The sequence below is a fragment of the Sphingomonas phyllosphaerae genome, assembly GCA_036946405.1.
Classification (GTDB): domain Bacteria; phylum Pseudomonadota; class Alphaproteobacteria; order Sphingomonadales; family Sphingomonadaceae; genus Sphingomonas; species Sphingomonas phyllosphaerae_D.
In genome coordinates this window covers 1142863-1158465 of the sequence record JAQIJC010000001.1, presented here as the reverse complement: position 1 = coordinate 1158465, position 15603 = coordinate 1142863, and the positions used below count along the sequence as shown (strand labels likewise).

The 15603-nt window shown below is 68.7% G+C and carries 16 protein-coding genes; 4 read left to right on the top strand and 12 right to left on the bottom strand.

The genetic code is table 11. The features are described from left to right. Nucleotide 1: 1 nt before the first annotated feature. Together PGN12_05395 and PGN12_05390 are read left to right on the top strand one after the other, a co-directional pair. Nucleotides 2-1585: an MDR family MFS transporter gene (locus PGN12_05395; protein MEH3103323.1), complete on the top strand. Its 1584-nt coding sequence runs from the start codon at nt 2-4 to the stop codon at nt 1583-1585. Continuing rightward, nucleotides 1585-3030: an efflux transporter outer membrane subunit gene (locus PGN12_05390; GenBank protein MEH3103322.1), complete on the top strand. Its 1446-nt coding sequence runs from the start codon at nt 1585-1587 to the stop codon at nt 3028-3030. Before PGN12_05395 ends, PGN12_05390 begins: the two co-directional genes overlap by 1 nt. Here PGN12_05390 and PGN12_05385 read toward each other — a convergent pair. The 11 genes from PGN12_05385 to rph all read right to left on the bottom strand — a co-directional run bounded on the left by PGN12_05385 (nt 3016) and on the right by rph (nt 13341). Then, entirely contained in the window at nt 3016-3591 is a 576-nt protein-coding gene (locus tag PGN12_05385; protein MEH3103321.1) for a helix-turn-helix domain containing protein, read from the bottom strand. The genes PGN12_05390 and PGN12_05385 overlap by 15 nt on opposite strands. Before the next feature lie 36 nt (nt 3592-3627). Continuing rightward, on the bottom strand, nt 3628-4344 hold the full coding sequence (locus PGN12_05380) for a Crp/Fnr family transcriptional regulator (protein MEH3103320.1): 717 nt from the start codon (nt 4342-4344) through the stop codon (nt 3628-3630). Beyond that, a complete protein-coding gene (locus PGN12_05375) occupies nt 4341-4766 on the bottom strand; it encodes a response regulator (protein MEH3103319.1) in 426 nt (141 codons plus the stop codon). The genes PGN12_05380 and PGN12_05375 overlap by 4 nt, the downstream gene beginning before the upstream one ends. Further along, nucleotides 4721-6277 (bottom strand): GAF domain-containing protein, encoded by a 1557-nt coding sequence (locus PGN12_05370; protein ID MEH3103318.1) that lies wholly within the window; start codon nt 6275-6277, stop codon nt 4721-4723. The genes PGN12_05375 and PGN12_05370 overlap by 46 nt, the downstream gene beginning before the upstream one ends. A gap of 72 nt (nt 6278-6349) precedes the next feature. Further along, nucleotides 6350-7417: a c-type cytochrome gene (locus tag PGN12_05365; protein ID MEH3103317.1), complete on the bottom strand. Its 1068-nt coding sequence runs from the start codon at nt 7415-7417 to the stop codon at nt 6350-6352. Next, entirely contained in the window at nt 7414-8055 is a 642-nt protein-coding gene (locus tag PGN12_05360; protein MEH3103316.1) for a cytochrome c oxidase assembly protein, read from the bottom strand. The genes PGN12_05365 and PGN12_05360 overlap by 4 nt, the downstream gene beginning before the upstream one ends. Then, a complete protein-coding gene (locus PGN12_05355; protein ID MEH3103315.1) occupies nt 8052-8459 on the bottom strand; it encodes a hypothetical protein in 408 nt (135 codons plus the stop codon). The genes PGN12_05360 and PGN12_05355 overlap by 4 nt, the downstream gene beginning before the upstream one ends. After that, nucleotides 8456-10981 (bottom strand): cytochrome c oxidase subunit I, encoded by a 2526-nt coding sequence (gene ctaD, locus PGN12_05350; GenBank protein MEH3103314.1) that lies wholly within the window; start codon nt 10979-10981, stop codon nt 8456-8458. Before ctaD ends, PGN12_05355 begins: the two co-directional genes overlap by 4 nt. Then, nucleotides 10978-11892: a cytochrome c oxidase subunit II gene (coxB, locus tag PGN12_05345; GenBank protein MEH3103313.1), complete on the bottom strand. Its 915-nt coding sequence runs from the start codon at nt 11890-11892 to the stop codon at nt 10978-10980. Before coxB ends, ctaD begins: the two co-directional genes overlap by 4 nt. Before the next feature lie 112 nt (nt 11893-12004). Further along, nucleotides 12005-12631 carry an RdgB/HAM1 family non-canonical purine NTP pyrophosphatase gene (gene rdgB, locus PGN12_05340; protein MEH3103312.1) on the bottom strand — a complete coding sequence of 209 codons (627 nt, stop codon included), beginning with the start codon at nt 12629-12631 and terminating at the stop codon, nt 12005-12007. Then, nucleotides 12628-13341: a ribonuclease PH gene (gene rph, locus PGN12_05335; protein ID MEH3103311.1), complete on the bottom strand. Its 714-nt coding sequence runs from the start codon at nt 13339-13341 to the stop codon at nt 12628-12630. The genes rdgB and rph overlap by 4 nt, the downstream gene beginning before the upstream one ends. A gap of 78 nt (nt 13342-13419) precedes the next feature. Between rph and PGN12_05330 the strand changes: the two genes are divergently transcribed. Then, nucleotides 13420-13917 carry a DUF6438 domain-containing protein gene (locus PGN12_05330; protein ID MEH3103310.1) on the top strand — a complete coding sequence of 166 codons (498 nt, stop codon included), beginning with the start codon at nt 13420-13422 and terminating at the stop codon, nt 13915-13917. 157 nt (nt 13918-14074) lie between these two features. Here the strand turns inward: PGN12_05330 and PGN12_05325 are convergent, their stop codons facing one another. After that, nucleotides 14075-14425, bottom strand: coding sequence for an STAS/SEC14 domain-containing protein (locus tag PGN12_05325; GenBank protein MEH3103309.1), 351 nt, complete (start codon nt 14423-14425; stop codon nt 14075-14077). 48 nt (nt 14426-14473) lie between these two features. Here PGN12_05325 and hrcA point away from each other — a divergent pair, with 48 nt between their 5' ends. Further along, on the top strand, nt 14474-15568 hold the full coding sequence (hrcA, locus tag PGN12_05320) for a heat-inducible transcriptional repressor HrcA (GenBank protein ID MEH3103308.1): 1095 nt from the start codon (nt 14474-14476) through the stop codon (nt 15566-15568). Nucleotides 15569-15603 lie beyond the last annotated feature (35 nt).

The window sequence follows — 15603 nt, the reverse complement described above, 5'->3', positions numbered from 1 at the left end:
GATGGCCAGCGCCGCCCCCGGCGCTTCGGTCGCGAAGCGCAACGACCTGCCCGCGGGCGGGGCGGAACGCGCCGACCTCGCCGCGTGGCTGGCGGTCGCGGCGGGGACGCTCGGCGCATTCATGGCGACGCTCGACATCTCGATCGTCAACTCGGCGCTGCCCACGATCCAGGGCGAGATCGGCGCGAGCGGCACCGAGGGGACGTGGATCGCCACCGCCTATCTGGTCGCCGAGATCGTCATCATCCCGATGGCGGCATGGCTGGAGCGGCTGCTGGGCCTACGCACCTTCCTGCTGATCGCCGCCATCCTGTTCACGATCTTCTCGGTCATTTGCGGCGCAGCCGACACGCTGCCGCAGATGATCGTCGGGCGCATCGGTCAGGGCTTCACCGGCGGCGCGATGATCCCGACCGCGCAGACGATCATCGCGCAGCGCCTGCCGCGTTCACAGCAACCGATTGGCATCGCCGCCTTCGGCATGACCGCGATCATGGGCCCGGTGCTAGGGCCCCTGATCGGCGGCTGGCTGACCGAGAACATCAGCTGGCATTACGCCTTCTTCCTCAACGTGCCGATTTGCGGCGTCCTCGTGCTGCTGCTGCTGATCGGGCTGCGCCACGAACCATCGCGGCTGCACCTGATCGGCGAGGCCGACTGGCTGGGAATTGCCGGACTGGCGCTCGGCCTCGGCGGGCTGACCGTCTTCCTTGAGGAAGGGCAGCGCGAGCAATGGTTCTCGTCCGAGCTGATCCGGTGGATGTTCGCGGTGACGGTGTTGGGGTTCGGGCTGTTGCTTGCCGGGCAAGTCCTCGCGCGCCAACCGGTCATCAAGCTGCGGCTGTTGCTCGATCGCCAATTCGGCTCGGTGGCGATCATGGGGCTGGTGCTCGGCGTCGTGCTCTACGGCACCTCCTATGCGATCCCGCAATTCCTCGCCGCGATCGCCAACTACAACGCGCTGCAATCGGGCAAGGTCGTGCTGCTCGCTGGCATTCCCAGCCTGTTTATGATGGCGATCGTCCCGATCCTGCTGGTGCGCGTCGACATTCGGCTGGCGGTCGGCGCGGGGCTGCTCATCATGGGCGCGTCGGCGTTACTCGACGCCAATCTGACCATCGATTCGGTCGGCAGCGACTTTACCGAGTCACAGTTGCTGCGCGGCGTGGGACAGATCCTCGCGATGCTGTTCCTCAGCCAGGCCGCGATCCGCTCGGTGCCGCCGTCCGAGGCCGGCGACGCGTCCGGGCTGTTCAGCGCGATGCGCAACCTCGGCGGCAGCTTCGCGCTCGCCGGGATCGCGATCCTGCAGGACCAGCGTTCGTGGTTCCACGCGCGGCGGATCGAGGAATCGCTCAACGCCAATTCGGTGCGCGTGCAGGACTATATGGCCGCGACCGCCGGCTCGCTCGGCGGGCCGCAGACCGCGATCCGCGCGCTCGGTCAGCAGATTCAGGGGCAGGCGCTGGTCATGACCTACAACGACATTTTCTGGATCATGGGCATGGGGACACTGGTCGTCCTCCCACTGGTCTTCTTCCTCCGTCCGCTTCCCAAGGGCGCCGCACCGGCGGCGATGCACTGATGCGCCACGCTCTCCCGCTCCTCGCGCTTGCGCTGCTCGGCGCCTGCACCGTCGGCCCGGACTATAAGGGACCGCCCGCGGTCGCCTCCGACGCGGTGACCCGCGGCACGTTCGTCCGCGCCGCCGATCCGGCGCTGACTCCCGCGCCGGGGCTCGCGCGCTGGTGGGAGACGCTTGCCGACCCGACGCTCGACGCGCTGGTCGACGATGCGCTGGCGCACAGCCCGACGATCGACGCCGCACAGGCGAATCTTCGTGCCGCGCAGGAGCAATATCGCCAGCAACGCGCCGCGCGCCTGCCGTCGGTCAGCGCCAGCGCCGTCTACCTCAACGCGCGACTGCCCGGCACCAATCTCGGTGGCGGACAGCAGAGTGGCGGCAACAGCGACACCACGCTCGACTTCTACAATCTCGGCGCGATGGCATCGTGGGAGCCCGATCTGTTCGGCGGCGGCCGCCGCACGCTCGAACAGCAGCGCGCCACCGAGGGACAGCGCTTCGCGCAACTCGCCGATGCACAGGTGACGCTCTCGGCACAGGTCGCGCAAGCCTATGTCGCGCTCCGCGACGCGCAGGCACGCGCGCGCCTCAACGCGCAATCGAGCGCGCTGCAACGCCGCCAGCTCACGCTGGTCGAGCAACGCTACGCCGCCGGCACCGCCTCGCAGCTTCAGGTCGAGCGGCTGCGCAACCAGCTCAACAGCACCGACGCGCAAACCATTCCGCTCGCCGCGCAGATCGACGAATACAAGGGCCAGCTAGCCGTGCTCACCGGCCGGGCTCCCGGCGCGCTTGACGCGACGCTCGCGTCCGTCGTCGCGGTGCCGCTGCCACCCGCACAGGTCCCGATCGGCGACCCTGCCGCGCTGATCCAGCACCGCCCCGACATCCGCGCCGCCGAGCGCGCGCTGGCGGCGGGCAACGCGCAGATCGGCGTCGCCACCGCGCGCAAATTCCCGTCGCTCAATTTGCTCGGCATCATCGGGCTCGGCGGCACCGGGGTCAGCGACGTGCTCGATCCGTCGAAGCTGGCGACGGTCGCCGCGCCGATGCTCAACTGGTCGTTCCTAGACTTCGGCCGGAACCGCGCCGCAGTCCGTCAGGCCGAGGCGCAACGCGACGCCGCCGACGCGCAATATCGCCAGACGGTGCTGGAGGCGTTGCAGGATGCCGAAACCAGCCTGTCGCGGTTTGGCAATGCGCGCCAGCAACTCGCGCAATTGCTGCTCGCCGAGCAATCCGCCACCCGCGCTGCGACGCTCAACGCGCAGCGCGTCGACGCCGGCACCAGCACCTTGGTCGATCAACTCGATATCGAGCGGCAGCGCCTGTCCGCCACGATTGGCGCGGAACAAGGCCGCGCGCAGCTCACCAACAATTACATCGCGGTACAGAAGAGTCTCGGGCTCGGCTGGACCGACCCAAGCTTGTCAACGCGGCCGTAATCCCGCCATCATCAGCGCCAGTGCCTCTTCCAGCAGAGTCTGACGACGCTCGACCGGTGCGGGATTGACCAGCGCGCCGAGCATCCGCATCGCAATCGCGAGTTCGTGCGCGCCCATATTTGGCGATAACGTTCCGTCGCGATGTCCACGCGCGGCAAGCGGTATCAGCAACCGCTCCAACCGCGCTTTCAGGTCGTCGAACGCCTGACGATTCTCGCCGTCCAACGGCATGTCGATCGCCAGCCGCGCGAACAACGCGGTCGTCTCCCGGCCCTCGGTGACCAATTTGGCCAGCGCGCGGTCGAGCGGCAGTGTCGGGTCGATCAACGGCGCCATCCGGTCGATCTCGCGCTCGAACACCGCCAGCGCCAGCGCCATGCGATCCTTGAAATTGCGATAGAAGGTACCGCGCCCCACGCCCGCGGCATCGGCCACCTCCTCCAGCGGCACGAAATAGCCCGAGCGCGCGAAGCAGCCGCGCGCCGCCTCGATCAGCGCGCCGCGCCGCGCCAGCGCATCACGCCGCATCGCGCGAGGGCCGCCGGTCGGGTCATCCGTCATCGGTCGAGCAAATCGATTAGCGCACCGCTTGCACGATCATTGCGCCGTGACGCGCACTGCCACATGCCCGATCTTGCGCGCCAGCCCGGCCGGGTCGGTCAGCTTCACGTGCCCGACGCGCCATTGCAGGTCGCCTTCGCGCCGCGCCTGCTGCAACATGCGATTGACGTGGACCGAGGTGAGCCCCAGCGCGTCGGCGAGCGTCTCCTGCGTCAGCGGCAGGTCGAAGCCATTGCCCGTCGCGCTGCCGTTCAGCGTCAGCCGCTCGTGCAGTTCCAGCAACAGGTCGCTGATCCGCTCCTGCGCGTTGAGCCGCCCGAGCCGCGTGATCTGCGCGAGCAGATGCCCCTCGTCCATCGCACGGCTGATCGCATAGGCGATGTGCAGCGGCGATCCCGGTCGCGCTTCCGGCAACGGGCACACCTGCACGTCGGACATCGCCACGACCGTCGACACCGCCAGCGCGTTCGGATGGTCGCACGCGCCGATCAGGTCACCGGGCAGCAGGAAGCTCAGGAACTGCCGCCGCCCATCGGGCAGCAGTCGCACCCGCGCCGCCCAGCCGGACAGCAGAAGTTGCGCCTGCACGATCTCGCGGCCCTCGGTGATGATGTCGCGGCGCGTCCGTACCGCGCGACTGTCCTCCATCGCCCGCTCCAGCACAGCCACCGACTCCGCATCGAGCGGCGCGAGCGCCATCAGGCGCGTCATCGCCATGCCGGGCGCGTCGCTGCGCGGCTGTGCTCGGATCATGATACTCTCTCCAGTTCACACAAGGCGCACACCGCGGCGATCACCGCTGCGCCGTCGAAGGGTTTGATGAGCAGCGGCACGTCACGCAGCCACTCGGGCAGCGTCCAGCCGTCATAGCCGGTGAGGAACAGGAACGGCACGCCGCGTGCCTTCAACTGCTCGGCGATCGGGTAGCACATTGCGGTGCCGAGATTGACGTCCAGCGTCGCGACGTCGATCGCCTCGCGCTCGATCAGGGCCAGCGCGTCCGCCACACGCCCCACCGGTCCGACCACCACCATGCCCTGCGCCTCGAGCGCACGCTTCAGATCGGAGGCGATGAAATATTCGTCCTCGACGATCAGGAGGCGTCGGCCGGTCAGGATCGTGGCATCGGTCAGAATGGTCGTCCTTCCTCTTGCAGCGGCAGGGCGATCTCGCATCGCACCCCGCCTCCCACAAACATCAGCTGCGTTTCCGCACCATATTGATAAGGCAACGCCTCACAGATCAATTCCGTCCCAAAGCCCTGACGGCAAGGGGAAATCGACAAGGCCGGCACGCCCTTCTCGGTCCAGGTCAGCCGAACGCCCCTTGTATCATCCTCCTCGACATAGGTCGACCATGCGACGTGCAGCATCGCACCCGCACGCTTCAGCGCCCCGTATTTGACCGAATTGATCGCCAGCTCGTGGACGGCCAGCCCGATCGCCTCGGCCGCGCGCGGCGGCAACGTGACGTCCGGTCCCGCGATCGTCACCGCCTCGCCATCGGCCACGCCGACGCTCAGCAATTCATCGCGGATCAGGTTCTGCAGATCGACCTGCCCGCTCGCGGTCTGGGTCACGATCGCCTGGGTCCGCGCCAGCGCGTCGAGCCGGCCGCGGAAATGGTCCGCCACGTCGTCCAGCGACCCGCCCGCCTCGACCGTCCGCGAAAAGACCGAGCGGACGACGGTCAGGATGTTGCGAACGCGATGCTGCAATTCGGCGACCAGCCGCCGCTGCCGCTGCTCCATCAGGTGCATTTCGTGGACGTCGGTCGCCGCCCCGAACCAGTGCGTGACCGCCGACGCCGCCGCGCGCCGCGGCACCTGTCGCATCAGGAACCAGCGATAGTCTCCGTTGCGATCGCGGAGCCGCAATTGCTGTTCGAGCGACTCGTCATGGGTATAGGAGCGGCGGAACGCCGCCTCGGTCGTCGCGCGATCCTCGGGATGCACTGCGGCGAGCCATCCCCAATCGGCCGCCTCCTCCTCATCCTGCCCGGTTAGATCGGCCCATTGGCTTTCGCTCATCTTGTTGTTGCCGCTCCGGTCGGTGCGCCACAGCATCGCGGGGACCAGTTCCATGCTCACCCGGCGCATGTCCTCGCTCTCGCGCAGCGCCAGCTCGGCGCGCTTCCCCGTCAACGCCTGCACGATCGCCGGCGCCAATTCCTCCGCCGCCTCGCGATCGATATCGCGGAACCCACCGGCGCGATTGCCCAGCCCGATCATGCCGATCAACCGGCCCTGCCGACGCAACGGCACGCCCAGGAACGACTCGAGCGGTGGATGACCGTGCGGCGTGCCGATCGAATCGGGATGCGCGGCGGCATCGTTGGCGATCAGGCTGGCATCGTCGTGAATGACGCGTCCATACAGGCCATGCAGATCGAGATGCGTCGGAAGCATGTTCTCGGCACCGTCCGGCCAGACCCGTCGGAAGACCTTCCACGCGCGGTCGCTGATCGCCAGATCGTGCAACCGGTCGCGTGCCGGGGTCAGCTCCGCCATGAAGCTGAACGACGCGCCGGTCAGGTCTTCCGCGACGGCGAGGCACAATCTCCCCAGCGCCTCGTCGGTGGTCGCACCCAATGCCTCGTGGAAGATGCGGTTGATCGCGTGCAGCACCGCATTCTTGCGCGCGAGCGTCTCGAGCAGGTCGGCCTCGTCGTGTATCTCGGCCCTCACCGCCGCCTCCCTGCCGGTTGCCGTTCGCATGGCCGGTTCTGGACCAAAGCGCGCCGCTTAGCGACCCGGAAATCAGCGCGCCTCGCCCGCCAGATAGCGCGCCAACGGGTCGATCAGCTCCTCGGGGATGCGCCGCGCGATCACCGGCATCACGTTCTGTGGCAGGCGCGCGTCGATCTCCTTGCCGTCGCCCTTCCAGTAACGCAGCCGTGCGGCGATATAGTCGGCGCGCTGCCCGACCAGCAGCGGCTGCGGCTTGCCCGCGCCGTGGCAGCTCGCGCAGGCGGGGAGTTGGCGTTCGGGCAGCCCGCGCTCGACGATCATCCGCGCGCGTGGGTCGCCGCGCGGCACGGCGTCGGCGCGCAGGCCCGGCAGTGCGGCGAAATGTGCCGCCAGCTCCCGCCGCTCGTCGTCGGTCAGGATCGCGGCGGCATTCGCCATCACCGCGCTTGGGCGTCGTCCGTCGGCATAGGCGGCCAGCGCCGACGCCAGATAGCGCGGATGCTGCCCGCCCAGGATAGGGATGTCGGGCTGCCCGCGCCCGCGTCCGTCCGCACCGTGGCAGGCGACGCACCCGGCGAGCACGTTGTCGCCCAGCGCGCGGACGTCGGCGATCCCCGCGCCCTGCGCCTGCCCGCTCAGCGCGCGATACTGCGCCGGCGTCATCCCAGGCAGGCGACGCACGAACGCAACCATCCGCCGGATCTCGTCGTCACGCTTCGGCGCGGCCCACGCCGGCATCCCCGAATATTTCACGCCGTGCCGCAGGATGTAGAACAGCTGCCCGTCGGTCCATTGCCGCGCATTCACCGACAGATCGGGCGCGGGCGGCATCGCCTTCTGCATCACCGGCGACGGCCGCTGCCCCGGTGCACCATGGCAGCTGGCGCAGGCAGCGGCGAAATGCCCGGCGGCGCTGACCAGCCCGCCATCGGTCGCGATCGGATCCTTGGGCGAGTCGAAGAAGCTGTGCGTCTTGACCGAATTGCGCATCGTCCAGTGCAGGAACCACTCGGTCACCGCCCAATGTCCCGACGAGGCGGCGATGTTGAACACCCCCGACCAGGCGAACAGCAGCCCCGCCAGCACGATCCCCAGCAGCCCGGCGATCACGCGCTTCCATGTCAGCCGGATCGTCATGCCGCCGCGCGCTCCCTCAACATCGTGCCGAGCAGCGCGAGCCCGCCCAGACAATAAGCCGCCCCGCCGACTACCAGCATCACCACCCCGCCGAGTTGCTGATCCGCCAGCGCATCCAGCCCCGGCGCGGGATGCATCGCCATCATCGCATACAGCGGCCGCGGTGCGAGCCCGATCAGCGCACCCAGCAGCGTCATGTGCATCGACGTCAGCAGCAACGCCGCAACCCCGCCCGCCGGATGCGCGAACGCGGCGCGCCACAGCCCAATGCCGACGCCGAGGAACATGGCCTGCTCCACAAGCGCGACCACCGGATGCATGTCTGCCAGCCAGCGCAGGGCGGGCGCGTGCCACGCCCAGACCACGACGAACTCCACCGTCGCCCACGCCAGCGGCCCACCCGCTCCGCTCTCCCCGTCATTCCCACGAAGGCGGGAATCCAGACGCGCAGGTCCGTCGATGGACGCGCGGAGGCCCGAGGTTCTAGATTCCCGCCTCCGCGGGAATGACGAAAGGGCCAGCACCGGCGCCGCCACCGCCACCGCGCCCATATGCGCCGCCATATGCCCGGTCATCCCGAGCCCGGCGAACCCCAGCGCCGTCGACGCCAACGCCAGCAAGACCCCCACCGCGATCACCGGCAATCCGTCAGCATCAGCGCCGGGACCGCGGTGAAGATCACCGCCACGAAACTGAGCCCGGCCAGCAACAGCGTCGACACCGCCAGGAAGCGCAGCCGGTCGATATCGGTCCCCTGATCGTGCGGCGCGGGATCGCCGGGGGTATGGGTCTGCACCCACGCGATCCACCCGGAGGCGAGGATGATCGCCTCCGCCACCGCCGTCCCGATCACGAACGCCGTGGTGAAGCGCGGAAACGCCCCCAGCTTCGCGCAACTCACCGCCACCCACAGGTAACAGAACAGGAAATGCACCGCCCACACGCTCGGCGGGACGATCAGCGTCCACAAGGTGACGCGCAGCTCGCGCAGCCGGTGCCGGAAGCCGCGCCGCTCGGGGCCATGGGGCGCTTCGTTCTTCATGCCGCCCCCGGGAACAGGCCGATCGTGGCGTAGGTCACTACCGCGGTCAGCGCCATGAAGTGCTGGTAGACGGTGATGTTGCGCACATCGGCATCGTATTTCGGCGTCATCTTCCCGGCCACGCTGCGCGCCAGCGTGTAGAGCTGCATGATCGCCCCCACGCCGGCGTGCGCGGTGGTCCAGATCACCAGGGTCCAGACGATCGCCGGATAGACGTGCAGCTTCGGCGCGAGCCCCGACAGCCACGGCCCCGCCAGCCCCGCGCCGATCGCCGCCAGCGACGCGACCGCGCCCAGCGCCAGCAACGCGCGTGCCGCACCGACCATGCCGCGCCGGTTGGTCTCGCGCGCGCCGATCGTCATCAGCCACCCGGCCAGCGATACCGCCAGCGCGACCATCGGCCAGAACGCCCCCGGCCCGTCGAGCCCCGCGCCACTCGGCGGGAAGTCCTCATGCCGCGTCCAGAAGAAATAATAACCGAACACCAGCCCCGAGAACGCCGTCGCATCCGCCATCATCGTGATGAACATCGCCCACCACCCGCTCGCCGACGCGCCCGAGATGTAGAGCGGCAGCTCGATCCCGTGCCCGATCGGCTTGCAGTCCTTCTCCGGGATTTCCGCGGTGCCGGTCCACAACCACAGCAGGATCATCCCGAGCGTCACCACCGCGCCCACCAGCGCTGCCCAGTAGAGGTGATAGGTGGTAAGAATGAACACGCTGCCCAGCGCGATCGCGGTCAGCATCGGCTTGATGCTCGGCCCGCCCAGCCGCACCACCTGCACCGGGCGCGCGTCGAGCACGCTGGTGACGATCGTCTCGCGCCGACCTTCCTCGGCGTCGGGCAGGAAGAAGCGACCCTCGTCGACCTTCTTCACGAAGTCCTTTTGGTCCCAAATCGGATAGCGGCTCTCGATCAGCGGCACCGAGCGGATGCCCCAATCCTCGTCATCGGGATGCGCGAGCCATTCGAGCGTCCCCGCCTCCCACGGATTGCGCGGGCTCTTCTCGCGTCGCGGGCTGAGCGCCAGATCGACGCACACGATCGCCACGCCTGCCGCGAACACCCACGACCCGATCGTCGAGGCGAGATTGAGCCCGCCGATCCCCAGCTCCGCCGGATAGGTGAACACCCGCCGCGGCATCCCCAACAGTCCGGAGAAATGCATCGGGAAGAACGTCAGGTTCGCGCCCGCGAACAGGAACCAGAAAGCGGTGCGCCCCAGCCGGTCGGACAGTTTCTTGCCGGTAATCAGCGGCCAGTAATAATAGAGCCCGCCGAACAACGGGATCAACGTCCCGCCGATCAGCACGTAATGCAGGTGCGCGACGATGAAATAGGTGTCGTGCGCCTGCCAGTCGAACGGCGCGATCGCCACCATCACGCCGGTCAGCCCGCCGATCACGAAGATCGCGAGCGAGCCCGTCACGTACAGTAGCGGCGTTGACCACACGACGCGCCCCGCCCACAAGGTCGCGATGAACGCGAAGATCTGGATGCCGGTCGGGATCGCCACCGCCTCCGACGCGGCGGAGAAGAAGGCGAGGCTGATCTTGGGCAGCCCGGTCGTGAACATATGGTGGACCCACAGCCCGAACGACAGGAACGCCGTCCCGACCGCCGCCAGCACGATCCACGGATAGCCGAGCAGATGCCGCCGCGCGAAGGTCGGCACGATCATCGCGAACAGCGCGATCGACGGCAGGAAGACGATATAGACTTCGGGGTGGCCAAAGATCCAGAACAGGTGCTGCCACAGGATCGGGTCGCCGCCCTTGGCCTGATCGAAGAATGGCCAGCCGAGCAGCCGCTCCATCTCGAACAGCACGTCGCCCGCGATCAGCGGCGGGAAGGCGAACAGGATCATCACCGCCACGACCAGGATGTACCAGGCATAGAGCGGCATCAGGTTCAGCCGCATCCCCGGCGGGCGGCATTTCAGCACCCCGACGATCAGCTCGACCGCTGCCGCCACCGACGACACCTCGATGAAGCTGAGCCCGAGCATCCAGATGTCCGCCCCCAGCCCCGACAGATCGGTACGGGTAGTGAACGGCGGGTACATGAACCAGCCGCCATCGGGCGCGACGTTGAAGAAGATCGAGCCCGAGACGAACACCCCGCCGATCAGGAAGCTCCAGTAGCCGAACGCCGACAGCCGCGGGAACGGCAGGTCGCGCGCGCCCAGCAATTGCGGCAGCAGGATGATCGAGACCGCCTCGAACATCGGCACCGCGAACAGGAACATCATCATCGACCCGTGCAGCGTAAACAGCTGGTTGAAGGTCGCAGGGCTGACGAGGTCGTTTTCGGGAACGGCGAGCTGCGCGCGCATGATCATCGCCAGCACGCCCGCGAACAGCATGAAGCCGAACGCGGTCAGCGTGTACCAGACGCCGACCTGGTTGTTGTTGGTATCGGTCCAGCGGAAGAACCAGCCGGTCGGCGGCTTCCACACTTCGCGAAGCCGTTCTTCCTGCGCGGCGCGGAGGGCAGGATCGTCCTGCGCGTGGAGGCTCATTGCGATTGCTCCAGCCAGCGCGCGATCGTCGCCGCATCCTCGTTGCTCAGCTGCGGATAGGCAGGCATCCGCGCGCCCGGCTTCACCGTCGGTGCCTCCTTGACGAAGCGCACCAGATTGGCGTGGGTCCGCTTCTGCATCCCCGCGCCCAGCGACGCGCGGCTTCCGAGGTGCGTCAGGTCCGGCCCGATCACAGCGTCGGACAGACCCGCAACGCTATGGCAGCCACCACAGCCATTGGCCGCGAACAGCCGCGCGCCCTCGCCGTCGATGGGTGAAGCAGTCCGCCGCGCCGCCAGCCATGCATCGAAGGCCGCCGGCTCCATCGCCACCACGTCGAACGCCATCAGCGCGTGGCTCAACCCGCAGAACTCCGCGCATTGCCCGCGGAACCGCCCGGCGCGCGTGGCATGGACGACCAGCTTGTTCCTCCGCCCCGGCACCATGTCGAGCTTGCCCGCCAGCCCCGGCACCCAGAAGCTGTGCAACACGTCCCCCGCTTCGAGCAACAGCTCGACATTGCGCCCGACCGGCACGCGCAGTTCGTTCGCATCGCCGACCGCCGCCTGCCCGGCCGGCTGATAGCGGACCCGCCACCAGAATTGCTCGCCGGTGACGGTGATCCGGAGGTCGTCGGGCTTGACCGCGATCGGGCGCATCGCGGGCAGCGTCGAGATCAGCAACGCCAGCAGCACGACGGTCGGCACCACGCCGCCCGCCCACAGCACCAGCCGCATCCCTTGCTGATGCGTGATCGCGCCGTCGCGGCTGCGCTGCGCCACGAACATCAGCGCGCCGACCGCCACCGCGATGACGACCGCGCCCAGCACCATCCAGCCGGTCAGCCCGGCCAGCCATGCGGCTTCCGTCCCGAATGTCGTGAATGCGGATTGCCGCCCCGAACCGAAAATTTCTGCCCCCTGCCCTTATCGGGGAAGAAGGTCCGGCACGGTCGCTTTGTTCCTTTGTGACGGTAACGTTATGTTGCTCGTCACTCCATCGTTCCGGCGGGCGGCGCGCCGGTCAGAAGACCGCCGCGACCAGTTGCCGGAACGCGTCGCCGCGGTGGCTGATCTCGTTCTTGGCGGGCTCGTCCATCTCGCCGAACGTAATGTCATGCCCGACCGGCTGGAACACCGGGTCGTAGCCATGCCCCTTGTCACCACGCGGCGGCCAGACGAGCGTGCCGTCGACGCGACCCTCGAACCATTCGACGTGCCCGTCGGGCCACGCCAGCGCCAGCGCGCAGACGAAATGCGCATCGCGCGGGGCGTCGGGCGTTTCGGCGAGCTTGTCCTCCACCAGCCGCATCGCGTGCCCGAAGTCCTTCTCCGGCCCACCCCAGCGCGCCGAAAAGATGCCGGGATCGCCGCCCAGCGCATCGACGCACAGCCCGCTGTCGTCGGCGAGCGCGGGCAGCCCCGACAGATCCGCCGCCGCCCGCGCCTTCAGCTCGGCGTTCATCACGAAGGTGGTGCCGGTCTCCTCGGGCTCGGGCAGGTCGAGCGCCCCCGCCGAGACGACGTCCAGCCCGCGGCCCTCCAGCAGCGCGGCGATCTCGCGCACCTTGCCGGCGTTGTGGCTGGCGATCACCAGCTTGCCCGGCTGGAGCTTGCGGATCGCCTGCGGCTCCTTGCCCTCGCCGCTCATGCGACCGCGCGCGCCTGCGCCGCGAAGATCTCGTTGCAGCCGATCCGCGCGAGGCGCAGCAGGCGCAGCAGCGCCTCCTCGTCATAGGTGGCGTGCTCGGCGGTCGCCTGTGCCTCGGCGATGTGACCGTTTTCGAGCAGCACGAAATTGGCGTCGGCGTCGGCGTTCGAATCTTCGTCGTAATCGAGATCGAGCACCGGGTTGCCCTGATAGATGCCGCACGACACCGCCGCGATCTTCTGCTTGATCGGATCGGCGCTCAGCTTGCCCGCGGCGAGCAGCCCGTCGACCGCCAGCCGCAGCGCGACCCACGCGCCCGAGATAGATGCGGTGCGCGTGCCGCCATCGGCCTGGATCACGTCGCAATCGAGCGTGATCTGCCGCTCGCCAAGCAGCGTCAGGTCGGTGACCGCGCGCAAGGATCGCCCGATCAGCCGCTGGATTTCCTGCGTGCGGCCCGACTGCTTGCCCTTGGCGGCCTCGCGGCTGCCACGCGTGTGCGTGGCACGCGGCAGCATCCCGTATTCGGCGGTCACCCAGCCTTGGCCCTTGCCGCGCAGGAACGGTGGCACGCGCTCCTCGACGGAGGCCGTGACCAGCACCTTGGTATCGCCGAAGCCGATCAGCACCGAACCTTCGGCGTGGCGGGTGAAGCGCGGCTCGATCGTGATCGGGCGCATCTGGTCTGGGGTGCGGCCGCTGGGACGCATTCAACTCTCCTCAAGGTCGGATCGCCCACGCCCTAGCGGGGTTGGTGCGGCGGCGCCAGCGGCTAACGGGAGGATGCGATGCGAGGAATGATGGCGATGGTGCTGGTGCTGGCGGCAGGGTGTACGCCGGTCGAACTGCGCTCACCAGCGGCGGGCGCGCCGGTCGCGATCGAGGGCGAGTCGATCAGCTATGCGACGGGGCCGTGTTACGGGACGTGCCCGGTGTACAAGGTGACGGTCCGCTCCGACGGCACCGGCACGTTCGAGGGCGAACGCTTCACCGCGGTGACGGGCAGCCACGCGTTTCGTGTGACGCCGGACGCGTATCGCCGCTTCGCCAAGGCGCTCGAGCCCTACCGTCCCGACGGCGAACGGCGCGTGGAAATGGGCTCGCCCGACTGCGGCCCCGCGCCGACCGACATGCCGGGCGTCGACGTGAATTGGGCACTTGCAAGCGGCGGCGCCGGGCATCTGCACTTCTATTATGGCTGCCGGGCCGGCAACGCGGCGATGGCGAGGGCGCTGCAGGACGCGCCGACGCTGCTGCCGATCGCGGACTTGATCGGCAAGCGGTGACACATACCCGTCGCCCCTGCGCAGGCAGGGGCCCATGTCTGTGTCGTGTCGCGAGCGGCCCGTCACGGCGGAGTCGGCAACTGTGTCGGACCAGCCCCCCGGACGACACAGACATAGGCCCCTGCCTGCGCAGGGGCGACGGCCTATCGGATGGCGGTCAGCTTACCACCCAATTCCGCGCCGCCGCCGCGTCGTCGAACAACTGCAGGTACGGCTGCGTCATCACCCGCCGCACCTGCGCGCGCAGCACCGCACCGACCGCGACGATCGCGATCCGGCTGGCCTTCGGGAATGGTCCCATATGCTGCGCCAGCGCAACGAGCGTCTCCTGCGATTGCGGGCCGCACGCACTCATATCGATCAGCAGCCGGTACCCGGGGCGGAAATGCGCGGCGAGGAATTGGCGCATGACGTCGCGGGTGTAGGCGACCACCTCGTCCGGCGTGAAGATCCGGTGCCAGCGGATCGCCAGCAATTGCGCGCCATGGTCGAATGAGACGTCGTACATCGTTGATCTTCCCCGATCTTCATCTTGCCCGCCGCAGGTTGCGGAAAGATGAAGGACGCAGCGGTTGAGCCGCGTGACGCGGGCGCATACATCGGTGGCGTGAGTGGTTCGCTGCCCATCGCCGAACTGACCGATCGCGCCCGCGATATCTTCCGGCGCGTCGTCGACGGCTATCTGGAGAGCGGGCAGCCGGTCGGATCGCGGACGCTGGCGCAGGCCGGGCTCAACCTGTCGCCCGCCTCGATCCGCGGCGTGCTCGCGCAGCTGGAGATGGCCGGGCTGCTGACCGCGCCGCATACCTCGGCGGGGCGGATGCCGACCGAGCGAGGACTGAGGCTGTTCGTCGACGGCATGATGCAGGCGCACGAGCCGAGCGACGAGGAACGCCAGCAGATCGAGGCGCGCGCCGGCACCGGCGGGCCGGTCGAGGAAGCGCTGGCCGCCACGACCGCGGCGCTCTCCGGCCTGTCGGCGTGCGCCGGGCTGGTGATGGTGCCCAAGCGTGAGGCGGTGCTGCGCTCGATCGGCTTCGTGCCGCTTGGGGCCACGCAGGCGCTGGCGGTGCTGGTCGGCGAGGACGGCGCGGTCGAGAACCGCGTGATCGACCTGCCCGCCGGGATTGCGCCGGGCGCACTGGTCGAGGCCGGCAATTTCATGACCGCGACGCTCGCCGGGCTGACGCTGGGCGAGGCGCGCGCGCGATTGGAGCGCGAGCTGTCGCAGGGACGGTCGGCGCTCGATACCGCAGCGCGTGCGCTGGTCGAGCGCGGGCTGGCGGTGTGGAGCGAGGATGGTGCGCGCCGGCCGGTGCTGATCGTGCGCGGTCACGGGCGGCTGCTCGATGATGCCGCGACCGCCGATCTGGAGCGGGTACGCGCGCTGCTCGACGATCTCGATGGCAAGCAGGAGGTCGCCGCGCTGCTCGACTCGGCGCGCGCCGGCGACGCGACGCGCATCTTCATCGGCGCGGAGAACAAATTGTTCACGCTCAGCGGCTCGTCGGTGATCGCGAAACCGTTCCGCGGCCGCGACGGACGCGTGGTCGGGGTGGTGGGCGTGATCGGACCCACCCGGTTGAACTACGCCCGCGTCGTGCCCATGGTGGATTTCACGGCCGCGACGCTCACCCGGTTGCTCGGGTGAGGCGCGGTTTTCCGACGTAGAAGAACAGGACGGAC

Coding starts and splice junctions, on each gene's coding strand:
- PGN12_05395 (MEH3103323.1), top strand. CDS start 2: ATGGCCAGCGCCGCCCCCGGCGCTTCGGTCGCGAAGCGCAACGACCTG.
- PGN12_05390 (MEH3103322.1), top strand. CDS start 1,585: ATGCGCCACGCTCTCCCGCTCCTCGCGCTTGCGCTGCTCGGCGCCTGC.
- PGN12_05385 (MEH3103321.1), bottom strand. CDS start 3,591: ATGACGGATGACCCGACCGGCGGCCCTCGCGCGATGCGGCGTGATGCG.
- PGN12_05380 (MEH3103320.1), bottom strand. CDS start 4,344: ATGATCCGAGCACAGCCGCGCAGCGACGCGCCCGGCATGGCGATGACG.
- PGN12_05375 (MEH3103319.1), bottom strand. CDS start 4,766: ATGCGAGATCGCCCTGCCGCTGCAAGAGGAAGGACGACCATTCTGACC.
- PGN12_05365 (MEH3103317.1), bottom strand. CDS start 7,417: ATGACGATCCGGCTGACATGGAAGCGCGTGATCGCCGGGCTGCTGGGG.
- PGN12_05355 (MEH3103315.1), bottom strand. CDS start 8,459: ATGAAGAACGAAGCGCCCCATGGCCCCGAGCGGCGCGGCTTCCGGCAC.
- ctaD (MEH3103314.1), bottom strand. CDS start 10,981: ATGAGCCTCCACGCGCAGGACGATCCTGCCCTCCGCGCCGCGCAGGAA.
- rdgB (MEH3103312.1), bottom strand. CDS start 12,631: ATGAGCGGCGAGGGCAAGGAGCCGCAGGCGATCCGCAAGCTCCAGCCG.
- rph (MEH3103311.1), bottom strand. CDS start 13,341: ATGCGTCCCAGCGGCCGCACCCCAGACCAGATGCGCCCGATCACGATC.
- PGN12_05330 (MEH3103310.1), top strand. CDS start 13,420: ATGCGAGGAATGATGGCGATGGTGCTGGTGCTGGCGGCAGGGTGTACG.
- PGN12_05325 (MEH3103309.1), bottom strand. CDS start 14,425: ATGTACGACGTCTCATTCGACCATGGCGCGCAATTGCTGGCGATCCGC.
- hrcA (MEH3103308.1), top strand. CDS start 14,474: ATGAAGGACGCAGCGGTTGAGCCGCGTGACGCGGGCGCATACATCGGT.